Annotated in this window: 20 protein-coding genes; 4 read left to right on the top strand and 16 right to left on the bottom strand. The window is 72.0% G+C overall.

Features of this window, described 5'->3' with window-relative positions; genetic code table 11:
• Positions 1-2: 2 nt before the first annotated feature.
• Together FB470_RS16540 and FB470_RS16535 are read right to left on the bottom strand one after the other, a co-directional pair.
• Complete coding sequence (locus tag FB470_RS16540; protein WP_306992571.1) at positions 3-503, bottom strand: DUF6912 family protein; 501 nt, start codon at positions 501-503, stop codon at positions 3-5.
• Positions 500-1,906 (bottom strand): WS/DGAT/MGAT family O-acyltransferase, encoded by a 1,407-nt coding sequence (locus tag FB470_RS16535; protein ID WP_306992569.1) that lies wholly within the window; start codon positions 1,904-1,906, stop codon positions 500-502. The genes FB470_RS16540 and FB470_RS16535 overlap by 4 nt, the downstream gene beginning before the upstream one ends.
• Positions 1,907-1,998: 92 nt before the next feature.
• Here FB470_RS16535 and FB470_RS16530 point away from each other — a divergent pair, with 92 nt between their 5' ends.
• Positions 1,999-2,757: a TrmH family RNA methyltransferase gene (locus tag FB470_RS16530; RefSeq protein ID WP_306992567.1), complete on the top strand. Its 759-nt coding sequence runs from the start codon at positions 1,999-2,001 to the stop codon at positions 2,755-2,757.
• Here FB470_RS16530 and FB470_RS16525 read toward each other — a convergent pair.
• A complete protein-coding gene (locus FB470_RS16525; protein ID WP_306992566.1) occupies positions 2,735-3,109 on the bottom strand; it encodes an HAD-IA family hydrolase in 375 nt (124 codons plus the stop codon). The two genes, FB470_RS16530 and FB470_RS16525, sit on opposite strands and share 23 nt — an antisense overlap.
• A gap of 103 nt (positions 3,110-3,212) precedes the next feature.
• On the opposite strand from FB470_RS16525, the gene FB470_RS16520 reads away from it, so the two are divergent.
• Positions 3,213-3,653, top strand: coding sequence for an Rv3235 family protein (locus FB470_RS16520; protein ID WP_306992564.1), 441 nt, complete (start codon positions 3,213-3,215; stop codon positions 3,651-3,653).
• 693 nt (positions 3,654-4,346) lie between these two features.
• Here the strand turns inward: FB470_RS16520 and secA are convergent.
• The 8 genes from secA to ahcY form a co-directional block, all read right to left on the bottom strand.
• Entirely contained in the window at positions 4,347-7,157 is a 2,811-nt protein-coding gene (gene secA / locus FB470_RS16515; RefSeq protein WP_306992562.1) for a preprotein translocase subunit SecA, read from the bottom strand.
• A 198-nt stretch (positions 7,158-7,355) separates the two neighbouring features.
• Positions 7,356-8,042: a ribosome hibernation-promoting factor, HPF/YfiA family gene (hpf, locus tag FB470_RS16510; protein WP_306992560.1), complete on the bottom strand. Its 687-nt coding sequence runs from the start codon at positions 8,040-8,042 to the stop codon at positions 7,356-7,358.
• A 1,437-nt stretch (positions 8,043-9,479) separates the two neighbouring features.
• A complete protein-coding gene (locus FB470_RS16505) occupies positions 9,480-10,142 on the bottom strand; it encodes a ComF family protein (protein WP_306992558.1) in 663 nt (220 codons plus the stop codon).
• Positions 10,143-10,833: 691 nt separating this feature from the next.
• Entirely contained in the window at positions 10,834-12,579 is a 1,746-nt protein-coding gene (locus tag FB470_RS16500) for an LpqB family beta-propeller domain-containing protein (RefSeq protein WP_306992557.1), read from the bottom strand.
• On the bottom strand, positions 12,576-14,270 hold the full coding sequence (gene mtrB, locus FB470_RS16495) for an MtrAB system histidine kinase MtrB (protein ID WP_306992554.1): 1,695 nt from the start codon (positions 14,268-14,270) through the stop codon (positions 12,576-12,578). The genes FB470_RS16500 and mtrB overlap by 4 nt, the downstream gene beginning before the upstream one ends.
• Positions 14,271-14,277: 7 nt before the next feature.
• Complete coding sequence (gene mtrA / locus FB470_RS16490) at positions 14,278-14,955, bottom strand: MtrAB system response regulator MtrA (protein ID WP_306992553.1); 678 nt, start codon at positions 14,953-14,955, stop codon at positions 14,278-14,280.
• 74 nt (positions 14,956-15,029) lie between these two features.
• On the bottom strand, positions 15,030-15,677 hold the full coding sequence (locus FB470_RS16485; RefSeq protein ID WP_306992551.1) for a dTMP kinase: 648 nt from the start codon (positions 15,675-15,677) through the stop codon (positions 15,030-15,032).
• A 147-nt stretch (positions 15,678-15,824) separates the two neighbouring features.
• On the bottom strand, positions 15,825-17,297 hold the full coding sequence (gene ahcY, locus FB470_RS16480; RefSeq protein WP_306992549.1) for an adenosylhomocysteinase: 1,473 nt from the start codon (positions 17,295-17,297) through the stop codon (positions 15,825-15,827).
• Positions 17,298-17,383: 86 nt separating this feature from the next.
• Between ahcY and FB470_RS16475 the strand changes: the two genes are divergently transcribed.
• The gene (locus FB470_RS16475; protein WP_306992547.1) at positions 17,384-19,690 is read left to right on the top strand and encodes a hypothetical protein; all 2,307 of its coding nucleotides are present in this window, start codon (positions 17,384-17,386) and stop codon (positions 19,688-19,690) included.
• On the opposite strand, the gene FB470_RS16470 is transcribed toward FB470_RS16475, so the two are convergent.
• The 4 genes from FB470_RS16470 to FB470_RS16455 form a co-directional block, all read right to left on the bottom strand.
• On the bottom strand, positions 19,679-20,551 hold the full coding sequence (locus FB470_RS16470) for a hypothetical protein (RefSeq protein WP_306992545.1): 873 nt from the start codon (positions 20,549-20,551) through the stop codon (positions 19,679-19,681). The genes FB470_RS16475 and FB470_RS16470 overlap by 12 nt on opposite strands.
• A gap of 54 nt (positions 20,552-20,605) precedes the next feature.
• The gene (locus FB470_RS16465; protein WP_306992543.1) at positions 20,606-22,138 is read right to left on the bottom strand and encodes an amino acid permease; all 1,533 of its coding nucleotides are present in this window, start codon (positions 22,136-22,138) and stop codon (positions 20,606-20,608) included.
• Positions 22,139-22,217: 79 nt separating this feature from the next.
• Positions 22,218-23,132: a cation diffusion facilitator family transporter gene (locus FB470_RS16460; protein WP_306992541.1), complete on the bottom strand. Its 915-nt coding sequence runs from the start codon at positions 23,130-23,132 to the stop codon at positions 22,218-22,220.
• Positions 23,133-23,187: 55 nt separating this feature from the next.
• The gene (locus FB470_RS16455; RefSeq protein WP_306992539.1) at positions 23,188-23,646 is read right to left on the bottom strand and encodes a DUF2000 domain-containing protein; all 459 of its coding nucleotides are present in this window, start codon (positions 23,644-23,646) and stop codon (positions 23,188-23,190) included.
• 80 nt (positions 23,647-23,726) lie between these two features.
• On the opposite strand from FB470_RS16455, the gene FB470_RS16450 reads away from it, so the two are divergent.
• On the top strand, positions 23,727-24,179 hold the full coding sequence (locus tag FB470_RS16450) for an Lrp/AsnC family transcriptional regulator (RefSeq protein ID WP_306992537.1): 453 nt from the start codon (positions 23,727-23,729) through the stop codon (positions 24,177-24,179).
• A gap of 43 nt (positions 24,180-24,222) precedes the next feature.
• Here the strand turns inward: FB470_RS16450 and manA are convergent, their stop codons facing one another.
• Positions 24,223-25,446, bottom strand: coding sequence for a mannose-6-phosphate isomerase, class I (gene manA / locus FB470_RS16445; RefSeq protein ID WP_306992535.1), 1,224 nt, complete (start codon positions 25,444-25,446; stop codon positions 24,223-24,225).
• Positions 25,447-25,457 lie beyond the last annotated feature (11 nt).

Below are 25,457 nucleotides of genomic sequence, written 5' to 3'. Positions count from 1 at the left end.
CGCTAGAGCAGGTCGAGGAGGAACGGCAGCTCCTGAGGCGCGTACCAGGCCAGTTCGTGGTCCTCGGCCTCGCCGAGGACGAACTCCGCGTCCGGGTCGCCGAGGTCGGCCGCGTCGATCACCCTGGCGGCCGCGCGCACGGCCTCCTCCGCCTCCTCGGCGTCCACGTGCACGGCCGCGACGTCGGCGTAGCCGATCGGCCCGGAGAGCTTGACCACCGGCGCGTCCAGGTCGGGGCGCGGCGTGGCGTTGTCGACGTCGACCGAGATGACCACCCGCCGCGGCAGCTCCTTCGCGTCGTCTTCGGCGGCACCGATGAGCCGCAGGGACGCGCGGGCCGCGTCGAGCAGCGCCGCGTACTCCAGCTCCTCGGTGTCCCCGCTCACGTAGGACTCCCGCAGCGCCGGGGTGAGGGCGAACCCCGTCCCGCCGGGCGGCTGCAGCCTGCCGTCCGCCACCAGCCTGCGCAGCATTCCGATCGTGCCCGGAAGGTAGACCCTCACCAGCTCGCACCCTTCAGCTCTTCCAGTGAATCCTCGATCATCCCGGCCAGGACGTCCACATCGGACAGCGCCTTGCGGTCGCCGTTGAGTCCGAAGTAGACACCGCCGTGGTACGACGTGACCCCGATGGCCAGCGCCTGGTTGCGCGCCAGCGGGATCACCGGGTACATCTCGGCCATCCTCGCCTGCCCGGCGTACAGCGGCACCTGCGGGCCCGGCGAGTTGATGACCAGCAGGTTGAAGATCCGCCCGGAGAACGAGCCGGCCGCGCGGGCGGCCAGCGCGTGCATCGTGGCCGGGGCGAAACCGCCGACCTTCAGCATGGCGCGGGCGGCGACCGAGCGGCCGGAGTCGGCGTGCGCGCGCAGGGTGTGGCTGATGTGCTGCAACCGCAGCACCGGGTTGGGCTCGCCGACCGGCAGGTCCACCAGGTACGGCTCGACCTCGTTGTTCACCAGCCCGGCCGGGGAGAACTCGACGGTGTCCGGTTCGAGCACGGCCAGCGGCACCAGCGCGCGCACGGTGGAGGCTTCGGAGACACCCTCGCCGCGGGAGAGCAGCCAGTCCCGCAGCGCGCCGGTGATCGCGGCCAGGACGATGTCGTTGATCGTCACGTCGTGGTCGGCGCGGACCTTGCGGTAGTCCTCCAGCCGGGTGCGCACCACGGCGAACACGCGGCCCCCGGAGACGTGCCGGTTGAGCGGGCCCGACGGCGCCGGCCGGAACACCCGGCCGAGCGCGGAGGCGACCCCGCCGACCGCGTCGGTGACCTTGTCGACGGTCGCGGACAGGTCGATCATCACGTCGCGGGCGTTCTCGACCACCTCACCCGGACGGCGGACCGTCTCGCCGACCGCGTCGAGCACCAGCTGGGTGGCGCTGGGCGGGCGCCGGGGCACCCAGGTGTCCTCGTACGGCTCGCACGGCTGCGGCATCGTGTCGAGGATGAGCTGGCCCAGTTCGACGGTGCCGGCGCCGTCCACGACGGACTGGTGCGTCTTGGTGATCAGCGCGATCCGGTCGCCCGCGAGGCCCTCGACGAAGTAGGCCTCCCACAGCGGGCGCTCGTGGTCCATCGTGCGCGCCATGAGACGGGCGACCAGGTCGTGGAGCTGGTCGTCGGTGCCCGGCGCGGGCAGCGCGGAGCGGCGCACGTGGTAGTTCAGGTCGAAGTCGACGTCGTCCACCCACACCGGGCGGGCCAGGTGACCGGGGACGTTGAGGACGCGCTGGCGGTAGCGGGGCAGGAAGGCCAGCCGCTGGCCGATCAGGCACAGCACCTGCTCGTAGTCGAACCCGTCGCGCGGGCGATCGAAGACCGCGAGGCCGCCCACGTGCATCGGCGTCGCCGAGTCCTCCAGGTAGAGGAACGACGCGTCGAGGGCGGAAAGGCGGTCGGGCATGACGCGATCCTGACACAAGCTGGTGCACTTCCCCACCCGCCGGCCCGCCACCACCCTCACCGGAAACGCTCCGCGTTACTAGGCTTTCCCGGGTGCGCGAACCCACCGTCTCCCCCAAGGACCGGTTCCTGACCGTCTACGGGCGCAAACCGGTCCTGGAAGCTCTCGACGACCCGGAGCTGCGGGTGGACAAGGTCATCCTCGCCGACACCGCCCGCGGGCCGGCCGCGGCGGAGATCCAGCGGGCGGCGCGGGCGGCGGGCGTGCCGGTGCAGCGGGCGAGCGCGCACCGGGTGAAGGTGCTGGCCGGCAACGGCAAGCAGGACCAGGGTGTGCTGGCGGACGTGGTCGCGCCCCGGATGCGGCCGCTGAGCGCGGCACTGGCCGACGCGCCGGCCCGGGTGCTGCTGCTCGACGGCATCACCACACCGGCGAACGTCGGGATGATCCTGCGCACCGCGACGGCGGCCGGTCTGGGCGGCATCGTCGTGCCCCGGCGAGGGGTGGCGGCGCTGGATCCGCTGGTCGTGAAGGCGTCGGCGGGCGTGGCGTTCCGCGCGCCGGTCCTGCGGTGCGCGACGGCGGCCGAGGCGGCATCCATGCTGGCCGAGGCTGGATACGGGTTGTATGCACTTGGTGCACAGGGTGGTCCGTCGCTGTTCGAAGCGGCGCTGCCGGAGCGGGCGGCGTTCGTGCTCGGCGGGGAGACGGCGGGGGTGAGCGAGGAGGTCGCGTCCCGGGTGACGGGTTGGCTGTCGATCCCGATGCCGGGCGAGGTCGAGTCGCTGAACGTGTCCGCGGCCGCGGCGGTGCTGTGCTTCGAGCTGGTCAGGCGGGGAACAGGGCGCTGAGCTCGGCGAGGGTGTCCGGCACCGAGGTGTGGTGGACGCCGACCATGCCGGCGGCGGTGGCGCCGTCGATGTTGGCCCGGGAGTCGTCGACCATGACGCAACCGGTGGCCGGCAGGCCGAGGCGCTCGGCGGTGAGGCGGAAGACGCGGGGGTCCGGTTTGGCGATGCCGACCTCGCCGGAGAAGACGAGCGCGTCGAAGTGGCGGGCGAGGCCGCCGCGGCTGCCGTCCGCATTGGACAGCAGCGCGGTGCGGATGCCGCGGTGCCGCAGGGTGTCGACGGCGTCGAGCAGGTCGGCGGCTTCCGGATCGGTGAGCACACCGGCGTAGTCCAATACCAGGCCCCGCAGCATGGTTCGAGGGTATCCGCCCAGGTCACTCCATCGGGGCACACGTGTCCGGAATGCCCGGGAGGGGCGCTCTAGGGAGCGGTACGACTCGACCGAGGGGGACACTGTGACGAGGACACGGCTGCGGCCGCTCCACCCGTACGAACCGAACCGGGGTGCGGCACCGCCCGTGTTCGTGCCGGAACAGGGCGGATCGCGGCTGGCCCGGATGCGCGGCCGCGCGGGGCGGCCGCTGGAGCTGCGGCACGCACGAGCGGTGCTCACGGCGATCCTGGAGGCCCGCTCCGGACGGCGATCGCCGTCCCAGCTGCGGCCGGTGCTCACCCCGCGGATGTACCACCACCTGCGGGCCGCGCCCCCGTCGCAGGGCCCGCGGTACACGGTGAAGTCCGTCCGTGCGAGCGACAGCGGGCCCGGCGTGATCGAAGTCTGCGGCACCGCCCACGCCGACCAGCGGGCGTCCGCGGTGATGGCGAAGTTCGAGCATTCCGAGACAGGGTGGAGGTGCAGCTTCTTCGCCCTGGTGCAGCCCCAGCCGCGCCGCTGAATCGGCCGTGAGCCGCCCCGCCCGGACGAGTGGGGCGGCTTCGCCCTGCCCGCCTTGGGGCTCCGCCCTGCCCAACTTGGGGCTCCGCCGGGACCACCTGGGCGAACGCTCCCACGCCGCGGCTCGCCCGAGAGCGCCGAAGGCTTCCGGCGGTTCTTCGACGGCGAAGGCCCTACCGAAGCCGCGAGATCGCCAGAGCCGAAGGCATCCGGTTGGCGCGCCTCCGTGGCGCGGCAACTGGGCTGTCTCACGGGGCTGCGCCACCACCAGGCGCGATCGCGCCCCACGCCCGGTCCGCGTGCCACCAGCGCCGGTCCACAGGCAGCACCCGGCCAGATCAGCACCTCCGTGGCGCGGCAACTGGGCTGCCTCACGGGGCTGCGCCACCACCGGGCGCGACCGCGCCCCGCGCCCGGGCCGCGTGCCACCAGCGCCGGTCCACAGGCAGCACCCGGCCAGATCAGCGCCCCCGTGGCGCGACAACTGGACTGCCTCACGGTGCCGCGCCACCACCACGCGCGACCGCGCCCAACGCCCGATCCGCGTGCCACCAGCGCCGGTCCACAAGCAGCCCCCGGTCAGGTCTACGCCTCCCGCCCGTCTCCGCGGTTCAGCTGCCGGCAGCCGCAACGGGGGCGCAAAGCGACGGGGGCCGGCACCAACCGGTGCCGGCCCCCGCGCGAAAGACCCAGCTCAGCGACGCTTCTTGGTCTTCTTCGCCTGGGTGCGGGCCGCCGCGCGACGCTCGCGCCGGGTGCCGCTCGCGGAGCCGTCGCCGTCGGACGTGGTGGTCGTTCCGCGGGACTGCACGCCGCCCTGTTCGGCCGGCCCCGAGAACGTCAGGCCCTGCTGCGGGTTCTCGTTGCCGAGCCCCTTGCCGCGCAGCGCGCTCGGCACCGCCGGGCGCGCCGGCTCCGCCTGCTGCGCGGGGACCGGCTGCGCGTGACGGCCACCGGCGGGCGCGCCGACGGGGGCCGCGGGCGCGGCTGCCGCCTCCTGCGGCTGCGCCGCCTCGACCTGCAGGTTGAACAGGAAACCGACGGCCTCCTCCTTCAACGAGTCCAGCATCGCGTTGAACATGTCGAAGCCCTCGCGCTGGTACTCGATCAGCGGGTCGCGCTGCGCCATGGCCCGCAGGCCGATGCCCTCCTTGAGGTAGTCCATCTCGTAGAGGTGCTCGCGCCACTTGCGGTCCAGCACCGACAGCAGCACCTGCCGCTCCAGCTGCCGCATGGCGCCCTCGCCGATGCGCGCGTCGATGTCGGCCTCGCGCTTGGCGTACGCCGCCTTCGCGTCCTCGACCAGAGCGTCCCGGAGCACGTCGGCACTGAGGTCCTCGTGCTCCTCCATCAGCTCTTCCCAGGTCACCGACACCGGGTAGAGCTGCTTGAGCGCGGTCCACAGCTTCTCGTGGTCCCAGTCCTCCGCGTAGCCCTCGGCGGTGGCGCCGTCCACGTACGCGGTGAGCACGTCCAGCAGCATGTGCTGCATCTGCTCGGACAGGTCCTCGCCCTCGAGCACGCGGCGGCGCTCGGCGTAGATGACCTTCCGCTGCTGGTTCATGACCTCGTCGTACTTGAGGACGTTCTTGCGGATCTCCATGTTCTGCTGCTCGACCTGCGTCTGAGCGCTCTTGATGGCCCGCGACACCATCTTGTGCTCGATCGGCATGTCGTCGGGCAGCCGCATGGTCGTCATGACCCGCTCGACCATCACCGCGTTGAACCGGCGCATCAACTCGTCGCCGAGCGACAGGTAGAACCGCGACTCACCGGGGTCACCCTGACGGCCGGAGCGACCACGCAGCTGGTTGTCGATGCGGCGGGACTCGTGCCGCTCGGTGCCCAGCACGTACAGGCCGCCGGCCTCGCGGACCTCCTCGGCCTCCGCCTTGGCCTCGGACTTGACCTCCTCCAGCACCTTCGGCCACAGGGCCTCGTACTCGGCGGAGTTCTCGACCGGGTCCAGGCCGCGCTCACGCAGCCGCTCGTCGGCGATGATGTCCGGGTTGCCGCCCAGCACGATGTCGGTACCGCGGCCGGCCATGTTGGTGGCGACGGTGACCGCGCCCTTGCGACCGGCGCGCGCGATGATCAGCGCCTCCCGGTCGTGGTACTTCGCGTTCAGCACCTCGTGCGGGACGTTCAGCTTGACCAGCAGCTTCGACAGGTACTCGGACTTCTCGACGCTGGTGGTGCCGACCAGCACCGGCTGGCCCTTGGCGTGCCGCTCGGCGATGTCCTCGGCTACCGCCTCGAACTTGGCGGACTCGGTCTTGTAGATCAGGTCCGGCTGGTCCTTGCGGACCATCGGCCGGTTGGTCGGGATCGGCACCACACCCAGCTTGTAGGTCTGGTGGAACTCCGCGGCCTCGGTCTCGGCAGTACCGGTCATGCCGGCGAGGCGGTCGTAGAGGCGGAAGTAGTTCTGCAGCGTGATCGTGGCCAGCGTCTGGTTCTCGGCCTTGATCTCGACGCCTTCCTTGGCCTCGATCGCCTGGTGCATGCCCTCGTTGTAGCGGCGGCCGGCCAGGATGCGCCCGGTGAACTCGTCGACGATGAGGACCTCGCCGTTGCGGACGATGTAGTCCTTGTCGCGCTTGTAGAGCTCCTTGGCCTTGAGCGCGTTGTTGAGGTAACCGACGAGCGGGGTGTTCGCCGACTCGTACAGGTTGTCGATGCCCAGCTGGTCCTCGATGAAGGCGACGCCCTTCTCGGTGACACCGACGGTGCGCTTGCGCTCGTCGACCTCGTAGTGGGTGTCGCGCTTCATCAGCGGCGCCATGCGGGCGAACTCGACGTACCAGCGGGCCGACTGCTCGGCCGGGCCGGAGATGATCAGCGGCGTGCGGGCCTCGTCGATCAGGATCGAGTCGACCTCGTCGACGATGGCGTAGTTGTGGCCGCGCTGGACGCAGTCCTCGAGGGTCCACGCCATGTTGTCGCGCAGGTAGTCGAAGCCGAACTCGTTGTTCGTGCCGTAGGTGATGTCGGCGTGGTAGGCCTTGCGGCGCTCCGCGGGCGGCATCTCCGACAGGATCGCGCCGACCTCGAGGCCGAGGAAGCGGTGGACGCGGCCCATCCACTCCGAGTCGCGCTTGGCGAGGTAGTCGTTCGTGGTGACGACGTGGACGCCCTTGCCCGAGATGGCGTTGAGGTACACCGGCAGGACCGAGGTGAGGGTCTTGCCCTCACCGGTCTTCATCTCGGCTACCTGGCCGAGGTGCAGGGCGGCGCCACCCATCAGCTGGACGTCGTAGGGGCGCTGGCCGAGCACCCGCAGGGCGGCTTCGCGGGCGACCGCGAACGCCTCGGGCAGCAGGTCGTCGAGCGATTCGCCGTCACCGCCGTCGTGCCGCTCCCGGAACTCGGCGGTCTTGGCGCGCAGCTCGTCGTCGGTGAGGTCCTTCACCTCGTCTTCGAGGGTGTTGATGTGATCGGCGATGTTGCGCAGCCGCTTGATCATCTTGCCCTCGCCCGCACGCAGCAGGCGGTTGAGAACCATCCGGTCGACCTCACTAGCTGTTGGGACGCACCCAGGCTCTGTCCCGGGACCGCGCCGTGTCCGAACCCTGTCCGACCCGTGGTACGGGTCGCGCGCACCCTCCATCGTAGGGAAGCAGCGCGTGGACGTGCACGCAACGTGCGAACACGCGCGAAACGGCCCGCGCGCGGGACGCACGCGGGCCGTTTGCGGCGCTCGTCAGTGGGACAGGCGGATCACCCCGTAGGCGAAGCCCTTGCGCCGGTAGACGACGCTGGGGACGCCGGCCTCGACGTCGTTGAAGAGGTAGAAGTCGTGCCCGACCAGCTCCATCTCGGAGAGGGCCTGGTCGATGGTCATGGGTTTGGGAGAGTGGTGTTTCTCCCGGACGATGCGGCCGGGGAGGTGGTCGGCCACTTCGTCGTCCCAGCTCTGCTGGGTGGGCAGCTCGATGTCCTCCGGCAGTGCGGTACCGACCTCTTCGGCCACGGGAGCGGGCGCCTCGAGCACTGCGGTCGACGCGCGGCCGGTGGCCGGCATCGCTTCCGCCGCGGTGGCGTTCGACGTCGCTTCGGCGACGGATTCCGGGCAGCGGCGGCCGTAGTGGACGCGCCGGCGGTCGTGCATCTTGCGGAGGCGGCTTTCGAGCTTGTTGAGTGCGGTGTCGAGCGCGGCGTAGAAGTCGCCGGCGGAGGCTTCCGCCCGGACGATCGGGCCCTTGCCCCGGCCGGTGATCTCCACGCGCTGGCAGTTCTTCAGCTGCCGGCGGTTGGGTTCGTGGAAGAGCTCCACCTCGTAGCGGAAGACCTTCTTGTCGTAGCGCTCCAGGCGCTCGAGCTTTTCACCGACGTGCGTGCGGTAGTGATCCGGCACCTCGACGTTACGGCCTTTGACGACGATTTCCATACACGACCTCCCTCATTGCGGAATGAGTTCGAGAGCTCTCCTGATGGATCGGCGCCGACGCCGCTCCCGCCCGACCGGTCTGATGGCAGAACCGGGGGTCAATCTTCCGTCGGCGCCAGGGTCATCGGCTGTTCACCTCCCTGCCGGCGGGACTTGCTATAGGGCAGCACGCTAGCGCGGTAACGCGGATCACAAAACCCCCCGAGCCGGGGGATGTCACAGAACGGGAACCGGTGACCGTGCGCGCCTGAACCCGTCCAGGCGCGTTGACCTGCTGCTCCGTTCGGAGCAGGGCCTGAGGCCTGTTTTCACCTTGACATTGCGCCGTTTTCCGGCGTGCCGCTTGGTGGGTGACCACGCGCCGCGCGAACCGCAGCACTCCCCTGGGCGCTTGCGGCTGAGCCGCTCCAGCGTTCCAGGGCCTCATGTCCGGACAACGGCCACGGGGCCGCTCGCGTTCCCGGCGAGATGTGCCCGGGTGGGTGATATCGGAATTGCTTTTCCGAAGCGGTCTTCATGGGGGACTCCGGTTTCGGGGTGAGTTTTGAACGCGGACCAAGCTGGGCGGGCGCAGGCTTGGCTGCGGTGATGTGCCGGGGGGCGCAGGCATGGGCACGGTGTCCATGTCGGTGCTCGGGGGCCCGGTGGCCGGTGCCCGGGGCGCAGGCTTGGCTGGCTGACGGGCCGGGCGGGCGCAAGCTTGGCGCGGTGATGTGCCCAGGCGGGCACGGGCCTGACTACGCTGACGGGCCAGGCGCGCGCCGACTGGGCTGAGGTGACCGGCCTGGGGGCGCGCAGGTTTGGGCACGGTGTGGATGGCTTCATGCGCCGTCCGGGCACGTCCGGGCCGGATGGTGCGGGCCTGGTCGCGCCGCGGCTGGGCCCGCCAGGCTCGCCGGCCCGTGGTCACCGTGGCGCGACCGCACCATCGCGGCGGCCAGTCCCCGCGCTCGCAGCGAAATGGTCGGCCAAGTGACGTTGGCCGCCGTCAGCGACAGGCAGCGCCAGCCCGCGACGCGGTGGCCGAGCCCGCCAGGCTCGCGGGGCCTGGCCACCTCGCCGCGAAGGCACATCGCGGCGGCAACTCCCAGCGTTCGCGGCGACATGGCCGGCCAAGCGACGTGGCGACCGTCGCGACAGGCAGCGCCAGCCCGCGACGCGGCGGTCGGGCCGCCAGGCTCGCGGGGCCGTGGTCACCCCCGCTGCGAACCACCATTGCGGCGGCCAGCCCCCCATCCGCAGCGAAATGGCCGCCAAGTGACGTTGGCTGCCGTCAGTGACAGCCCCCAGCCCGCGCCTGAGCCGCGCCCTGGCCGCGGGGGCCAGGTGCAGGTGGCTCACGGTGCTGCCGTCACCGTGCACCTTCCACTCTCTGTCGGCGTCGGGTTGTTCGCGGCCAGCGGGGGGCCGAGCCGGTGCCGGGTCTGCGCGTCCAGGTCAGCCCGCAGCTGTCAGCACCAGTGCGGCACTCACCTCCCAGCCCGCTGTGGTCAGCGCCCGGGTGCAGGCGGAGATGGTGGCGCCGGTAGTGATGACGTCGTCGAGGAGGACGAGCGGCGCGCCGGGCGGTGGGTGGCCGCGGGGGTCGATCCGGAGGCGGCCGGCGAGGTTCGCGGCCCGCTGGTCGCGGTCGAGGCCCACCGCGTCCCGCGCGCGTGACGACAGGCGCAGCGCCGGAGCCACGGCGGCACTGTGACCCGCACGCGTCAGGTGCAGGGCGCACCTGCGGGCCAGGGCCAGCAGGTGGGGACCGCCGCGTTGCCTCGACGCCGCACGGCGGGACGGCGCGGGGACCAGCCACCACGTCCCGTCCGGGGCGGCCCGCGCCTCGGGCAGGTGGGGCAGGGCGTCGGCGAGTGCGTGGCCCAGCGGATCGGCCAGGTCGCGGCGCCCGCGTTCCTTGTAGGCCAGCACCAGGCGTCGTGGCGTGCCGCCGTAGGGAGCCAGCGCGTAGGCCGGCACGGGGAGGGAGCCGCGGGTGGCCGGCTGCGGGCGGGTGAGTTCGGCGCGGCAGGCCGGGCAGCACGCCGAGCCGGGCGCCCCGCAGCCGGCGCACAGGGCGGGAAGCAGGAGTTCGAGAGCGAGGGTCACGAGGTTCATGCGGAGAGTGTGCGCGCGGGTACCGACAGTTCCGGACCTCCCGCGGCCGCTGTTCGGGGATTAGATCAATTGGAGCAACGGGAGGGGCGCGATGCCGGTCAGGGGTGGATGGCGCGAGCCTGACGGCCGGCCGCCTGCTGTCGGCGACAGGTTGCGGCGAACCGCCGGCGGAGGGCTCTCGGCGCGGGCTGCCGACGGTGGGCTACCGGCGGGGGCTGCCGGTGGAGGGCTCACCGCCGGGGGCTGCCAGCGGAGCGCTCACCAGCGCGAACCGCCGGCGGAGGCCTCACCAGCGCGAACCGCCGGCGGTGGCCTCACCGGCGGGGGCTGCCGGCGGTGGGCTCACGGGCGGGGGCTGCCGGCGGAGCGCTCACCAGCGCGGGCTGCCAGCGGAGCACCCACCAGCGCGAACCGCCGGCGGAGGCCTCTCCTGCGCGGGCCCGGCTGCTCGCGCCCCGCGGCGCGAGCGGGAGACTTGCAGGCACGGGCTGACTGCTCGCCGCCCGTTCGGGTGGGCCTGCAGGGCCGGGAAGGGCGAACCCAGCACAGCGAGCCGGGGCGGGCTGGTTGGCATGAGCGCGGCAGGGCGGAGAAGGCGATACCGCCGTGCGGGCCGCCTACAGAAAGCGCTTCCCAAGACCAATCCGCGCTACCCCTCACGGACGGTCCGGCGCGGCGGCCCTGGCGATCCTCAGCCGGGGTAGAAGGGCGACGCGTTGCCGCCGAAGCTGTGGGGGTGCGGGCGCCACACCTCGCCCACGTCGGAGGCCGTCCAGAGGCCTCCGTCGTCCGCCACGACGATCGACCGGCCCGGTGCGGCGGTGATCGCGTGGACCGGCAGGGTCAGGTTGGAGATGTTGAACGGGTCCAGGCGCAACCCGTCGATCGGGATCTTGACCACCGGCTGCGACGGCATGGTCGTCGCGGCGACGAGGGTGTCCTGGCTCAACCAGTCGACGTCGATGACACCGCCCAGGGTGCCGCCCTGCAGGATCCGCGGCGCGCGCAGCGTCACCGAGTCCTGGGCCCGCACCACGGACGCCACGAGCAGCTGCCCGCCGGCCACCACGGCCGCCCGCGCGCCGTCCCGCGACAGGCGCAGCACGCTGATCGGCCCGACCTGAAGGATCTCGTCCGCGTTCACCACCTGCGGCACCCAGCTGCCGTCGGGCGTGCGCAGGGCGCGGACCACCGTCTGTCCATCCACGACAGTCCACACCTCACCGGAACCGTCCGCGGTCGCGGTGGGGCGCCAGGTCGGCCGGGTCATCGTCGCGCCCGCCAGGTCCACGGGCGCGGCGTCCTTGCCGAACTGCCCGACCCGCAACCGCTGCCGCCCGTCGGCGTACTCCACGACCGCCAGCTGCCTGCCGTCGATCGACTGCGCCGCACTCGCGACCTGGTAGCCGCCGCCCTGACCGGCCGGACCGGAGATCAGCGACCCGTCCCCCAGCGACCGCACCCGCCCGCTCACCGTCACCAGCCCGGGCTGGTCCGCGCTCGGCGACGCCAGCGCCGTGTACGACGGCAGGTCACTCGGCACCCAGTCCTCGTGCCCGTCCACCAGCGGCGCGCCGTCGGACAGCAACCGCACCCGGTTCGTCGTCACCGACTGCAACGACAACACGATCTGCGCGGCGATCAGCCGCCGCACCTCGGCCGCCTGGTCCGCCACCCCGGTCAGCGCCACCACCAGTGCCCCGTCCGGCGCGGTCGTCACGTTGCCCTCGGTGTTCGCGTCCTCGGGCAGCAGGTTCCGCACGGCGCCGACCAGTCCCGACGACGGCCCGGCGAGCAGCAGCCCGACCACCCGCCCGGGCAGGCCGGACTGCGGTTTGCCCGCCACGTACCGCAGGTCGGGCACCACGGTGTTCGAGTCCTGCGCGAAGAAGAACGCCTGCACCCGCACGTAGTTCGCGGTGAAGTCGCTGTAGGGCATCACCAGGTTCGGCGGCGGGTTCGTGATCCGCCACTGCCCGTCGGACTGGCGGCGCACCAGCAGCTTCAGCTCCACCGGCGTCCGCAGCGAGATGAACGCCCCGTCCTCCCGCAACGAGCCCAGCCCGGTGCCGCGCACCACGACGTTGACCTCGTTCGGGTTCGCCGTCGCGTCCTGGCCGGTCGCCGGGACCGTGGCGAACACGTCGTCGATGATCGTGAAGATCTTGCCCGGCGTCCACGCCTTGCCCGCCGCGTCGTCGAGGTACATGCGGGCGGCGGCGTTGTTGCTGATCGGCTGGGCGTTCGCGCGGACGAAGTCGCGGACGACGGTCAGCGCGTCGAGGTCCTTCGCCGGCTGCGGCACGTCCGGGTTGACCTGCTGCCCCAGCTCCTGCTGCGGCACCGCGACCGGCTGCGACTCCTCCGGCACGTTCGCGCACCCCGCGGCCAGCACCAGGCAGGCGAACAGGGCGAACAGACGGGCCAGAGGCTTCACGCGTCCTCCTTGTGCATCTCACCGATGGTGAGCGTGTATTCGGTCGGCAACCCGATCTGCAGGTGCCCGTTGGTCGCCGGGGCGTCGTCGGGCACCAGCGGCAGCGGGCTCTCCTCGAACGGCTCGTCCTGCTTGCGCGGCAGCGTCAGCCGGAAGCACGCGCCGTGGCCGGGCGCGCCCCACGCCTCCAGCTGACCGCCGTGCAGGCGGGCGTCCTCGTGGCTGATCGCCAGCCCCAGTCCGGTGCCGCCGGTGCGCCGGTTGCGGGACGGGTCGGCCCGCCAGAACCGGTTGAACACCAGGTCGGCCTCGCCCGGCCGCAGGCCGACGCCGTGGTCCCGGACCGTGATGGCCACGGCGTGCTCGTTCGCGGCCAGCGTGAGCCGGACCGGGTTGCCCTCGCTGTGGTCGACGGCGTTGGCCAGCAGGTTGCGCAGGATCCGCTCGACACGGCGGGCGTCGATCTCGGCGAGCGTCTCCTCCGCCGGCAGTTCCAGCTCGATCTCGGTCTCCGCGTTGCCCGCGATCACCCGCACCTGCTCGACCGCCCGGCGCGCGATCGACGACACGTCGATGAACTCGGCCGCCAGCTCCTCGACACCGGCGTCGAGCCTGCTGATCTCCAGCAGGTCGCCGAGCAGGGCCTCGAACCGGTCCAGCTCGTCGACCAGCAGCTCGGTCGACCGGGCCAGCCCCGCCGGGAACTGCTCGCGCGAGGCGTGCAGCACGTCCGCCGCCATCCGCACGGTGGTGAGCGGCGTGCGCAGCTCGTGCGACACGTCCGAGGTGAACCGCCGCTGCAGCGTGCCGAACTCCTCCAGCTGCCGGATCTGGTGCTGGATGCTCGCGGCCATCTCGTTGTAGGACACGGCGAGCTTGGACAGGTCGTCCTCACCGGTCACCGGCAGCCGTTCGTCCAGCTCGCCGCCGGCGAACCGGGCGGCCGCGGCCGCCGCCTGCCGCACCGGCCGCACGACCTGGCGGGTGACCAGGTTCGCGATGCCGGCGAGCAGCGCGAGCAACACCAGGCCGCCGACGAGCAGCGTGTTCTGCACCGTCTGGACCGTGTTCTGCTCCGCGGTCATCGGGAACAGCAGGTACAGCTGGATCGGGCGGCCGGTGCTGGTCACCGGTGCGCCGACGATCAGGTGGGTGGTGCGGGTGCCGTCCGGGTCGGTGTCGGTGTTGATCTGCCACGCGACCTGGTTGTTCTCGACGAACCGCTGCAGCCCCTCGGGCACCTTGGTGATCGGGCCGGCCGAGTCGGTCGAGTCCTCACCGCCCGCGGTCAGCACCGGCTCGAACGCGCCGGCCGCGGACGCGGCGGTGCCCTGGTCCTCCGACGAGCTGCTGGTGATCTTCTTCAGCGCGTTCTGCAGCCGGTCGGCCAGTGCGTCCTGGTCGCTGATGCCGACCAGCTCGTTCTCCGCCGTGCGCACGACCTGCAGGGTCTGCGCGACGGCGGCCTGCCGCTTGGTGTCGGTGAGGCGCTGGGTGATCTGGTTCTGCAGGACCATGCCCAGCACGAGACCCACCGCCGAGGACAACGCGAGCGTGGAGACGGTCACCTTGAACTGCAGCGACCGCCGCCACAGCACGCCGAACGCGACCGCGCGGCCGCGCGCGTACGCGCCCGCGCGGGGGGCCAGCCGCAGCACCGCGCGGACGAAGGCCAGGACTCTTCGCTTCATGTGTCTGTTACGGCGGGCCCGCCTTGTACCCGACGCCGCGGACGGTCAGGACGACCTCGGGGTGCTCGGGGTCCTTCTCGACCTTCGAGCGCAACCGCTGCACGTGCACGTTGACCAGCCGGGTGTCGGCGGCGTGCCGGTAGCCCCACACCTGCTCCAGCAGGACCTCGCGGGTGAACACCTGGCGCGGCTTGCGCGCGAGGGCGACCAGCAGGTCGAACTCCAGCGGGGTGAGCGGGATGGCCTTGCCCTCCCTGGTCACCTCGTGGCCGGGCACGTCGATGGTCAGGTCGCCGATCATCAGCGTCTCGGCCGGCTCGGCCTCGGTGCGCCGCAGCCGGGCGCGCACGCGCGCGACGAGCTCCTTCGGTTTGAACGGCTTGACCACGTAGTCGTCGGCGCCGGACTCCAGGCCCAGCACGATGTCGACCGTGTCGCTCTTGGCGGTGAGCATGACGATCGGCACGCCCGACTCGGCACGGATCGCCTTGCAGACGTCGATGCCGTTCATGCCGGGCAGCATCAGGTCGAGCAGCACGAGATCGGGCTTGAGCTCCCGGAGGGCGGGAAGCGCCCGGGAGCCGTCCGCCACCACCGCGGTGTCGAACCCCTCGCCGCGCAGCACGATGGTGAGCATCTCCGCGAGAGCGGGGTCGTCGTCGACGACCAACACACGTGCCTTCATGACCACATATTCGCACTACGGAGTGCGTTCGTGACGCCCGACCCTGCGAAGGGGTCACGAAGCGAGCACGGCCGTTAGCCCGGATGGACCAGCCCGGCGACGAGTCCGGTGTGGTCGACGCCCGTCGCGCCGTCGACCACCCGCCAAGCGGACAACCAGGACATCGCGGCGAGCTCGTCGTAGACGGCCGCGCACCGGGCCTGGAGGTCGTCGTCGGACTCGTAGGCGTCCTTGGCGCGGTCGGCCTCCGTGCCGGCCCGCTTCTCGGCCCGCTCGGCCGCCACGGCCGGCGGGACCTTCAGCAGGATCTGGGTGTCAGGCACCGGCAGGCCGAAGCGGTCGATCTCGATTTCGCGGACCCAGCGGACGAACTCGCCGTCGGCGCGCTGTTCGAGGCGGGCGGCGCCGTAGGCGGCGTTGGAGGCGACGTACCGGTCGAGCAGGACGACGTCGTGGGTGTCCAGTCCGGCACGGATCTCGGGGACGGCGTCGCGGCGGTCGAGGGCGTAGAGCAGGCCCATGCCGTAGACGGAGTCGGTCAGGTCGCCGTGGCGGCGGTGCAGGCCCTCGCGGACCAGGTCGGCGTGGACGCTGCGGCCGTACCGCGGGAAGGCGAGGGTCGTGACCGTGCGGCCCTCGTCGTGCAGTGCCTTGGTGAGGGCTTCGGTCAGGGTGCGCTTGCCCGCCCCGTCGAGCCCCTCGATGACCACCAGCCGTCCCACGCGCTCAGGCTATCCGGCGCCGGTCGGCGCACTTCGGGGCCTGCGCCTTCGCGGCGTCGGCCTGACGCTGGTCGCCGCGCGGGACTCCGGCCGGCCGCACTCCGTGATGCTTTCACCGGTGAAAGCATCACGGAGCGGCGAGGCCGGTCAGTAGCGGTAGTGCTCCGACTTGAAGGGGCCCTCGACGTCGACGTCGATGTACTCGGCCTGCTCCTTCGTCAGCTTGGTCAGCTCGCCGCCCAGGGCCTGCAGGTGGATGCGCGCCACCTTCTCGTCCAGCTTCTTGGGCAGGCGGTAGACCTCCTTGTCGTACTCCTCGTGCTTGGTGAACAGCTCCACCTGCGCGATGACCTGGTTGGAGAAGCTGTTCGACATCACGAAGCTCGGGTGCCCGGTCGCGTTGCCGAGGTTGAGCAGCCGCCCCTCGGACAGCACCAGGATCGAGTGGCCGTCCGGGAAGACCCACTCGTCGACCTGCGGCTTGATGTTGATGCGCCGCACGCCGGGGTAGCGGGCGAGACCGGCCATGTCGATCTCGTTGTCGAAGTGGCCGATGTTCCCGACGATCGTCTGGTGCTTCATCTTGGCCATGTGCTCGGCCAGCACGACGTCCTTGTTGCCGGTCGTGGTGATCACGATGTCGGCCTCGGGCAGCGCCGACTCCAGGGTCTTGACCTGGTAGCCGTCCATGGCGGCCTGCAGCGCGCAGATCGGGTCGATCTCGGTCACGATCACGCGCGCGCCCTGCCCGGACAGCGACTCCGCCGCGCCCTTGCCGACGTCGCCGTAGCCGCACACCACGGCGACCTTGCCGCCGATCAGCACGTCGGTGCCGCGGTTGATGCCGTCGATCAGCGAGTGGCGGATGCCGTAGCGGTTGTCGAACTTCGACTTGGTCACCGAGTCGTTGACGTTGATCGCGGGGAACAGCAGCTCACCCGCGGCCGCCAGCTGGTACAGCCGCAGCACGCCGGTGGTGGTCTCCTCGGTCACGCCGCGCACGCCCTGGCCGATCTTCGTCCACTTCTGCCCGTCCGCCGCGAGCGAGGCGCGCAGCAGCTCCAGGACGACCTTCCACTCCTCGGGGTCGTCGTCCTCCGGCTGCGGCACCACGCCGGCCGCCTCGTACTGGGTGCCCTTGTGGACCAGCATCGTGGCGTCGCCGCCGTCGTCGAGGATCATGTTCGGGCCGCCGTCGTCCCAGGTCAGCGCACGCTCGGTGCACCACCAGTACTCCTCGAGCGACTCGCCCTTCCACGCGAACACCGGCACGCCCTTGGGCTCCTCCGGCGTGCCGTGCGGGCCGACCACGACGGCCGCCGCGGCGTGGTCCTGCGTGGAGAAGATGTTGCAGGAGGCCCATCGGACTTCGGCACCGAGGGCCACCAACGTCTCGATCAGCACCGCCGTCTGCACCGTCATGTGCAGGGAGCCGGTCACCCTCGCGCCGCGCAGCGGGTTCACCTCCGCGTACTCGCGGCGCAACGCCATCAGCCCCGGCATCTCGTGCTCGGCCAGGCGGATCTCCTTGCGGCCGAACTCGGCCAGCTCCAGGTCCGCGACGGCGAATTCCACCCCGTTGCGGGTGTCGTGCCACTTCGCAACGCTTTCGGGGGTCATAGCGGCATTTCCTCCAACGATCGACTCCACCTGAACAGTACCGTTGTCTGTTCATCGCAGGACACCCGGAAAAGGAGACAGCCGACGTGCCGCTTCCTGGTCCCGACACCCGAGTGGTCGAACTACGCGTGCCGGGCCTGTCCGGCACCAGCGGCGAGGAACTGCTGGACGCGGCCGGCACGGTGGAGGTCGCCGGGGACGGGGTCGGCCGCGTCATCCGCCCGTCGGACCGCCTGCGGCGCCCCGCGCCGGGCCCGGTGCTGCCCGCGCTCGGCCGGTCGGTCCCCCGCACCCTCGAGGGCTACCTGTGGAGCGGCATGACCTCGGGCGGCTCGGCGAAGGCGGCGTGGGCGCTGCTGTTCCCGTTCTCCCTGGCCAACGTGGCGCACTGGATGCTGCCGCCGGTGCCGGACGGCAGCCGCGCGGCCGCGGTCGTCGGCGGGCTGTGCCGCGGGGTGTTGCGGATCGCGGCGCTGCTGCTGACGATGCTGCTCGTGGCGCAGGTCGCGGTCATCACGCTCGACCTGTTCGCGGCGCAGTGCCTGGCCCCGGGCCGCCGCTGCCTGACCTGGCTGCCGGATTGGCTGCGCGACGTCGAGCAGCTCCGGCTCGGCGCAGGTCTGCTGCCCGCGGCCGTGGTGGTCTTCGTGCTGTACCGGGTGTCCGGCACGAACTGGACGGTGCGCGCGCACACCCCACCCCCGCCCGGCGACACGCTTCCCGGTGACGTCCTGCGCGGCGATGCGGACTCGCCGGTGCTGCGCTGGGTGCACACGGTCGCCGCACTGGCGACGGTGGCGCTGGTCGCGGTCGGCGGACCGCTGCGGGTGCCCGGTGACGTCACCGGGCGCCTGCTGTGGGCGGTCGCGCTGGTGCTGGCCGGGGTGGCTCTGGTGACGTCGGCGTCCGGCGTGCGCGATCTGCCGCGCTGGGCCCGCGGCGGGCTGCTGGGGGTGGCGGCGGCGCTGCTGGTCGCCGTCGGTGTCCGCGGCGCGGTGCCGACCGGATCGGACGCGACGGTCGAGGGCGTCGGTGCGGCGCTGCTCGGCGCGTGGCTGGTGTTCGCCCTGCTGCTGGTGCCCGCGGCGCTGCTGGCGCGGCGCACGTGGCGGGAGTTGCCGAAGCGGTTGCGGCCGTGGGCCGGTGGCTGGGCCGCGGCGTTCACGCTGGCGCTGGCGGCTCTGCTCGGCGGCGGGTTCGGCGCCGGGCTGGCGACCGGGCTGCGTCGGCTGGCCGGCGCGGGCGACCTCCGGCTGCCGGACAGCTACCGCCTGGTGACCGCGTTGTGGGGCGGTGGCCTGGTGCTGGCGGTCGTGCTGGGCGTGCTGGGTTTCGCCGTCGGGGTGCCGCTGCGGCGGCGCAGGCGCGGTGTCCCGGAAGTCGTGCAGATGTTGCAGTCGCCGCCCGAGGCCCACGCCGCGGCAGCCGCGTGGGCGCGGTCGGCGTGGGAACGCCGTCACCTGCACCACCTGGCGCTCGGCGTGATCGCGGGCCTGTCGCTCGGCGCGGCGGCGCTGCTGGTCGCGTGGTACGGGTTCGGCACGCTGCCCGGCTGGCTCGACCCGCTCTCCGGTGTCGGGGTGTTCGGGCTCGGCGTGCTGGCCGTCGGGCTGCTGCGGGTGGTCTACACGGCCGCGACGAAGCCCGGTCGCAACCGCCACCTCGGGGCGCTGGCGGACCTGGTGTGCTTCTGGCCGCGGGCCGCGCACCCGGCGATCCCGCCGTGCTACGCGCTGAAGGTGGTGCCCGACCTGGCGGCCCGCGCCAAGGAGCACCTGTCCGAGCCGAACACGCGGGTCGTGCTGGGCGGCGAGAAGCTGGGCAGCGTGCTGGCGCTGATCGCGACCGCGCGGCTGGTGCACAGCCTCTCGCCCGCGGACCGGGAGCGGGTGGGGCTGCTCTCCGCGGGCTCACCGCTGCAGTGGGGTTACCAGCGGGCGTTCCCCGCGGTGCTGCCGCACACCGCGCTCGCGGCGCTCTACGGCTCGCTGGACGGCCGGTGGCGCGGGCTCGCGCGGGGCACGGACATCTTCGGCGGCGGCGTCACGACGTGGCGCCACCAGGTCGACGGCGACAAGCTGACCGGCGAGGGTTTCCTGCCCGACGGCGGCTGGGGCGCGCTCGCGCCGGCCGCCCAGGGCGCCAACGGAGCGCTCGTCCTGGGCGGCGACCACTGGCTGCCGGACCCGGTCCCCCCGCCGTCCGGCGCCCGCCGGTGGTCCGCCGGGGTGCTCGGCCACGCCGACTACCTCGTCGACCCCGAGTGGGACCAGGCCGTGGCCATCGCGGCCGGCCTGGAGACGCCGGGCCGGCCGGTCCGTGGGGAGGCCGAGCAGGTTCCCCTGTTCCCCGACCTCCCGCGGTTCCACCTGAAGGCCCCGTCAGCCAGGTAGCGGGAAGGCGTACAGCCGCACCGTGACCTCCCGCGCCTGGGGTGCGGGTCGGTGGCGGAGCCGGCAGTACCGGGCCACCAGGTCCTGGTACTCCGCCTCCAGCCGGCGCAGCTCCGGCTCGGTCAGCGACGCCACGCCCCGGTAGGCGGTGGCCCACGGACCGAACTCGTCACGGTTGCGGGCGGCCCAGGCGAGCAGTTCGAGCTCGCGGTCGTACTTCCGGTCCAGGTACTCGGTGACCCGCCGCTGGTGGGTCCCCGTGAATTCCGCCGGCTTGGGCTCGGTCGTGTTCTGCGGGAGCGCGTGCCACCGGCCGTCCCACCGCCGCCGCACGTATCCGGCTTCGGCCAGCACGGCGACGCGGCCCGCCGCGTCCGCGCCGAGGCGACGGGTCAGTTCGTCGGTTGTCGCGGGCAGCTCGCGCAGCACCTCGTCGTGACCGGGGTCGCTGCGGATCTCGATGTCGGTCAGGGTCAGCGCCCGCGGCCGCATGTCCCCGCTCAGCAGCTTGCGCGCGGTCACCACCAGCAGCGCGGCGATCGGCAGTTCGGCGCAGACCGCGAGCGCCAGGCTGACCCACCGGTCGGGCGAGGCCCAGTCGAGCACGACGTCGAACCAGGCGTCGCACACCAGCAGGGCCGCGGTCGCCGCCAGCAGCGGCACCGCCGCCCGCCGCCGGCGCAGCCCCAGCCACGCGGCGGCGGCGAAACAGCACACCAGCGCCACGTCGAACCCGACCCACGCCACCCGCCATTGCGCGGTGTCGAAGTGGTCGGGCAGCGTGTGGGCGAGGTAGACGATCCAGGGCACCAGGCAGACGGCCGCCGCGCCGAGGAAGACCAGCAACAACCTTCGGATCACCGGCCCGACGCTAGCGGCGCGCCGGGCCGGTGCCATCCGGGCTTTCCCCGGAACTCACGGCTTCGTCGGGTCCGCGCCTTCGACCGGCATCGGCGTTTCCGTCGCGCGCTTGCCGAGCAGCGAATGCCTGCGGCTGTAGGCGAAGTAGATGACGACGCCGACGACCATCCACGCCAGGAACCGCAGCCAGGTCAGCACGGTCAGGTTCAGCATCAGCCACAGGCAGGCCAGGATCGCCAGGATCGGCACCACGGGCACACCCGGCACCTTGAACGCGCGCGGCAGGTCCGGGCGCGTCCGGCGCAGCACCAGCACACCGGCCGAGACCAGGACGAACGCGAACAGCGTGCCGACGTTGACCATCTCCTCCAGCTTGTCCGCCGGGAAGAACGTCGCGGCCACGGCGACCAGCACGCCGACCAGCATCGTCGCGCGGGCCGGGGTGCCGCGCTCGCTCGTGCGGGCCAGCGACCGCGGCAGCAGGCCGTCCCGCGACATCGCGTACAGGACCCGGACCTGGCCGAGCATCAGCACCATCACCACGGTCGTCAGGCCGGCGAGCGCGCCCACCGAGATGACGTTCGCGGCCCAGTTGACGCCGTTCGCGGCGAACGCGGTCGCCAGCGTCTTGTGGCTGCCGTCGCCGGCGGAGGTGGCCAGCTCGGTGTAGGGCACCATCCCGACGACCACCAGCGACACCGCCACGTACAGCACGGTGACGATCGCGAGCGAGCCGAAGATGCCGCGCGGCACCGAGCGCTGCGGGTTCTTCGTCTCCTCCGCCGTGGTGGCCACGATGTCGAACCCGATGAACGCGAAGAACACCAGCGACGCGCCGGCCAGCAGGCCGAACATGCCGAACGAGCTGCTCGCCCCACCCGCGATGACCGAGAACAGCGACTGGTTCACCCCGGTCTCCCCGGCACCGCCCTCGGCGCCCGGCGGGATGTAGGGCGTGTAGTTGTCACCCTTGATGTAGAACAGGCCGAGCACGATGACGAACAGCACGATGCCGACCTTGATCGCGGTGATCACCATCGACACCCGCGACGACAGCTTGGTGCCGATCGCGAGCACCGTGGCGAGCACGACCACCAGGATCAGCGCACCCCAGTCGACGGTGAGGCCGCCGAGGGCGAACGTCGTCTTCGCGCCCTTGCCGAAGATGTAGCCGAGCACCGTCTCCAGGTACACCGACCAGCCCTTGGCCACCGCGGCCGCGCCGACGGCCAGCTCCAGCACCAGGTCCCAGCCGATGATCCACGCCATGAACTCGCCGAATGTCGCGTACGAGAACGTGTACGCGCTGCCCGCGACGGGCACGGTCGAGGCGAACTCGGCGTAGCACAGCGCCGCGAGCCCGCACGCGATCGCGGCGAACACGAACGCCAGTGACACCGAGGGCCCGGCGTAGTCGCCCGCCGTGCGCGCGGTCAGCGTGAAGATCCCGGCGCCGATCACGACCGCCACCCCGAACACCGTCAGGTCCCACGCGGACAGGTTGCGCCGCAACCTGGTGTCCGGCTCGTCGGTGTCCTTAATGGACTGCTCGATCGACTTGGTGCGCCACAGCCCGTTACCTGGCAAGGGTGTCTCCTCCCGGTGTCCTGGGTCTCAGGTCCGGTTGGTCACCTTAACGCGAACGGGTGAGGCAGGCGAATCGGCGTCAGACAAGCTGACGGTCCAGATCCGGCTCCAGGTAGATCAGCCGCGCGGCGGGCACCCGCTCGCGCACCCTGGCCTCGGCGGCGTCGATCTCGCCGGCCACCTCGGACAGCTCGAGCCGCGGCGCGAGCGCGAGCTTCGCGGCGACCAGCAGCTCGTCCGGGCCCAGGTACTGGGTCCGGATGTGGATCACCCGCTCGACCCGGCCGTCGGTGAGCGCGTCGCAGATGCTGGTGAGTTCGCGGTCGGTCGCGCCCTCGCCGATGAGCAGGCTCTTCATCTCGACGATCAGGATGATCGCGATGACGCCGAGCAGCGCGCCGATCATCACGGTGCCGATGCCGTCCCACACCGGGTCACCGGTCAGCTCGGACAGCCCGACCCCGGCCAGCGCGAACACCAGGCCGAACAGGGCGCCGGAGTCCTCCAGCAGCACGACCGGCAGCTCCGGGGTGCGCGACTGGCGGATGAACTGCCACCAGGAGACGTCGCCCTTGATCTTGGCGGACTCCCGCATCGCGGTGACGAAGGAGTAGCCCTCCAGGCAGATCGCGACCACCAGGATGGCCACCGCGACCAGGGGGCTGGTCAGCGGTTCCGGGTGCTCGATCTTGTGGATGCCCTCGTACAGCGCGAACACCGAGCCGAGCGTGAACAGCATCAGCGCGACGACGAACGAGTAGAAGTAGCGCTCGCGGCCGAAGCCGAAGGGGTGTTCCCGGTTGGCGTGGCGCCGGGACTGCTTCTGGCCGAGCAGCAGCAGGCCCTGGTTGGACGTGTCGGCGAGCGAGTGCACCGACTCGGCGAGCATGGACGACGACCCGGTGACCAGGAACCCGGCGAACTTCGCCACGGCGATCCCGGCGTTGGCGCCGAGTGCCGCGAGGATCGCCTTCGTTCCGCCACTTGCCGACACGCTGACCCCCTGGAGTCTTCCCGATTTGTCGGGACCGAGCCTAAGGCCCGCGCCGTCACCGGAGCAGTGGGAGTCCGCCAACCAGTTTGTCGATCTTGTTGCGCGGGCCGACCAGGCTCACCGCGTAGTACTCGAAAGCGTCGGCGTCGGTGCTGGTCATCGCCTCGGTGTACTCGACGTAGGAGCGGCTGGCCTGCGCGTGCTTGGACATGTCGGCGACGAAGATCCCCTCGCGGTTCGCGGCCTTGGTGCGGATCTGCAGCAGCTTCGCCGCGTCGGCGGCCAGGATCGAACAGCCGGTCCACGGCAGGCCGGCGTGCGTGCCGCCCGACGCGTCGGCCACCTCCGGGCCGAGGAGCTCCGGCAGCACCTTGCCGACCGACGCGCCCAGGCACGCGGTCGCGTTGGCGACGAGCCCCGGACCGAGCGACGGGTCGGCGACGATCACCCACTTGACCTTGGCGGTGCGGGTGGTGGCGTCGAGCTGGACATCTACCTGATGATCTGTGGTCACGGACGCCTAAGCTAGGCAGAGATGTGCGATTCGGCCAGCGGCGCCGAACTTAATTCGAGAGGAGGCCCGTTTTGGCCCGGTTGGACGAACTTGATCAGGCACTGCTGCGGGAACTGCAGCGCGACGGACGGCGGACCAACCGGGAACTGGCCGCGGCGACGGGCGTTTCGCCGTCGACGTCGCTGGAGCGGGTCCGCGCTCTGCGCGAGCGCGGGGTGATCCGCGGTTACAGCGTGGACCTGGATCTGGGCGAGATCGGCCGCCCGGTGCAGGCGCTCATCGCGATCCGGGTGCGCCCACCGTCCCGGCCGGTCATCGATGCCTTCCGGGAATGGGTGACGCTGCTGCCGGAGACGCTGGGCGTGTTCGTGGTGACCGGCGGCGAGGACTTCCTGGTGCACGTGGCCGTGCCGGACAACGACAGCCTGTACGCCTTCGTCATCGACCGCCTCACGCAGCGCCAGGAGGTCGCCGACGTCCGGACGAACGTGATCTACGAGCACATCCGCAGCCGGGTGATCGACCCCGCCTGACGCGCCGAGCACGCGGGATCGCCAAGGCCGGCGCGGATCGGCGCTACAGGCAGCCCGACGTCGCGCGGAACAGCTGGGTCCGTCCGCTCTCCGCGGGGTGCACCGCGACCGCCGGGTCGGAGGCCGGCACCCACATCGACTGGCCACGGCGCAGTTCGATCTCCTGGCCGCTCTCCGCCTTGACCCGCACCGACCCCTGCGTGCACAGCAGGATCTGCGGCTTGCCGTTGTCCACCCGCAGCGAACCGGTCTCGCCGGGCGCCCACTCGCAGCGGGACAGCTCGAACTCCGGCGCGTCGGTCGTGTAGACCTCCCCGCAGTCGGACGGCTCGCCACGCAGGATCGGCATGTCCGCGCACGTGAAGTCGACGACGCGGAGCAGCTCGGGCACGTCCACGTGCTTCGGCGTCAGCCCGCAGCGCAGGATGTTGTCCGAGTTCGCCAAGATCTCCACCGCGGTGCCGTGCAGGTACAGGTGCAGGTTCCCGGCCGGCAGGTAGATCGCCTCGCCCGCGCTCAGCGTCAGCCGGTTCAGCAGCAGCGCGGCCAGCACGCCCGCGTCACGCGGGTGCGCCTCGCCCAGCTCGAGGATCGTGCGGCACTCGACGTCGAACTGGCCGTGGTCCTTCACGTGCAACACGCACGCGTCGAGCACCTCGGGCAGCAGCTCGTCCAGCACCGGCTGCGGCAGCGTGATCCACGTGGTGAACAGCGCGCGCAGGCCGGCCGAGTCGGGCTGGGCCGCCAGCAGCTCGGTGTACTTGGCCAGCCCCGGGGTCTCGATGGCGCGCAGCAGCTCGACCGTGCGCTCCGGCTTCCGGAACCCGGCCAGCGCGTGGAACTCCGTCAGCGCGCACACCAGCTCGGGCTTGGCGGTCGGGTCCGGGTAGTTCCGGTTCGCCGCGTCACGCGGGATCCCGGCGGCCTCCTCGCGCGCGTACCCCTCCGCCGACTGCTCGGCCGACGGGTGCGCCTGCATCGACAGCGGCTCCTCGACGGCGAGGATCTTCAGCAGGAACGGCAGCCGGTTGCCCCAGCGCTCGGCGCACTCCCGGCCCAGCTGCCCGTGCGGATCGGACTCGACGAGTTCCAGCAGGCTGCGCTCGTCGCCGTCCGGGCCCACGAGACGCGACGGGTCGCCCGGGTGCGCACCCATCCACAGCTCCGCCTCCGGGTGGGGCGCCGGCACCTCCCGTCCCAGCAGCTCGGGGATGGTCGTCCGGGACCCCCAGGCGTAGGGCCGCACCGCGTTGCGCAGCAGCTCCACTGTCTTCTCAA

The organism is Amycolatopsis thermophila, assembly GCF_030814215.1.
Classification (GTDB): domain Bacteria; phylum Actinomycetota; class Actinomycetes; order Mycobacteriales; family Pseudonocardiaceae; genus Amycolatopsis_E; species Amycolatopsis_E thermophila.
Note: the sequence above shows the minus strand (reverse complement) of the source record. Positions and strands in the feature narration are given on the sequence as shown.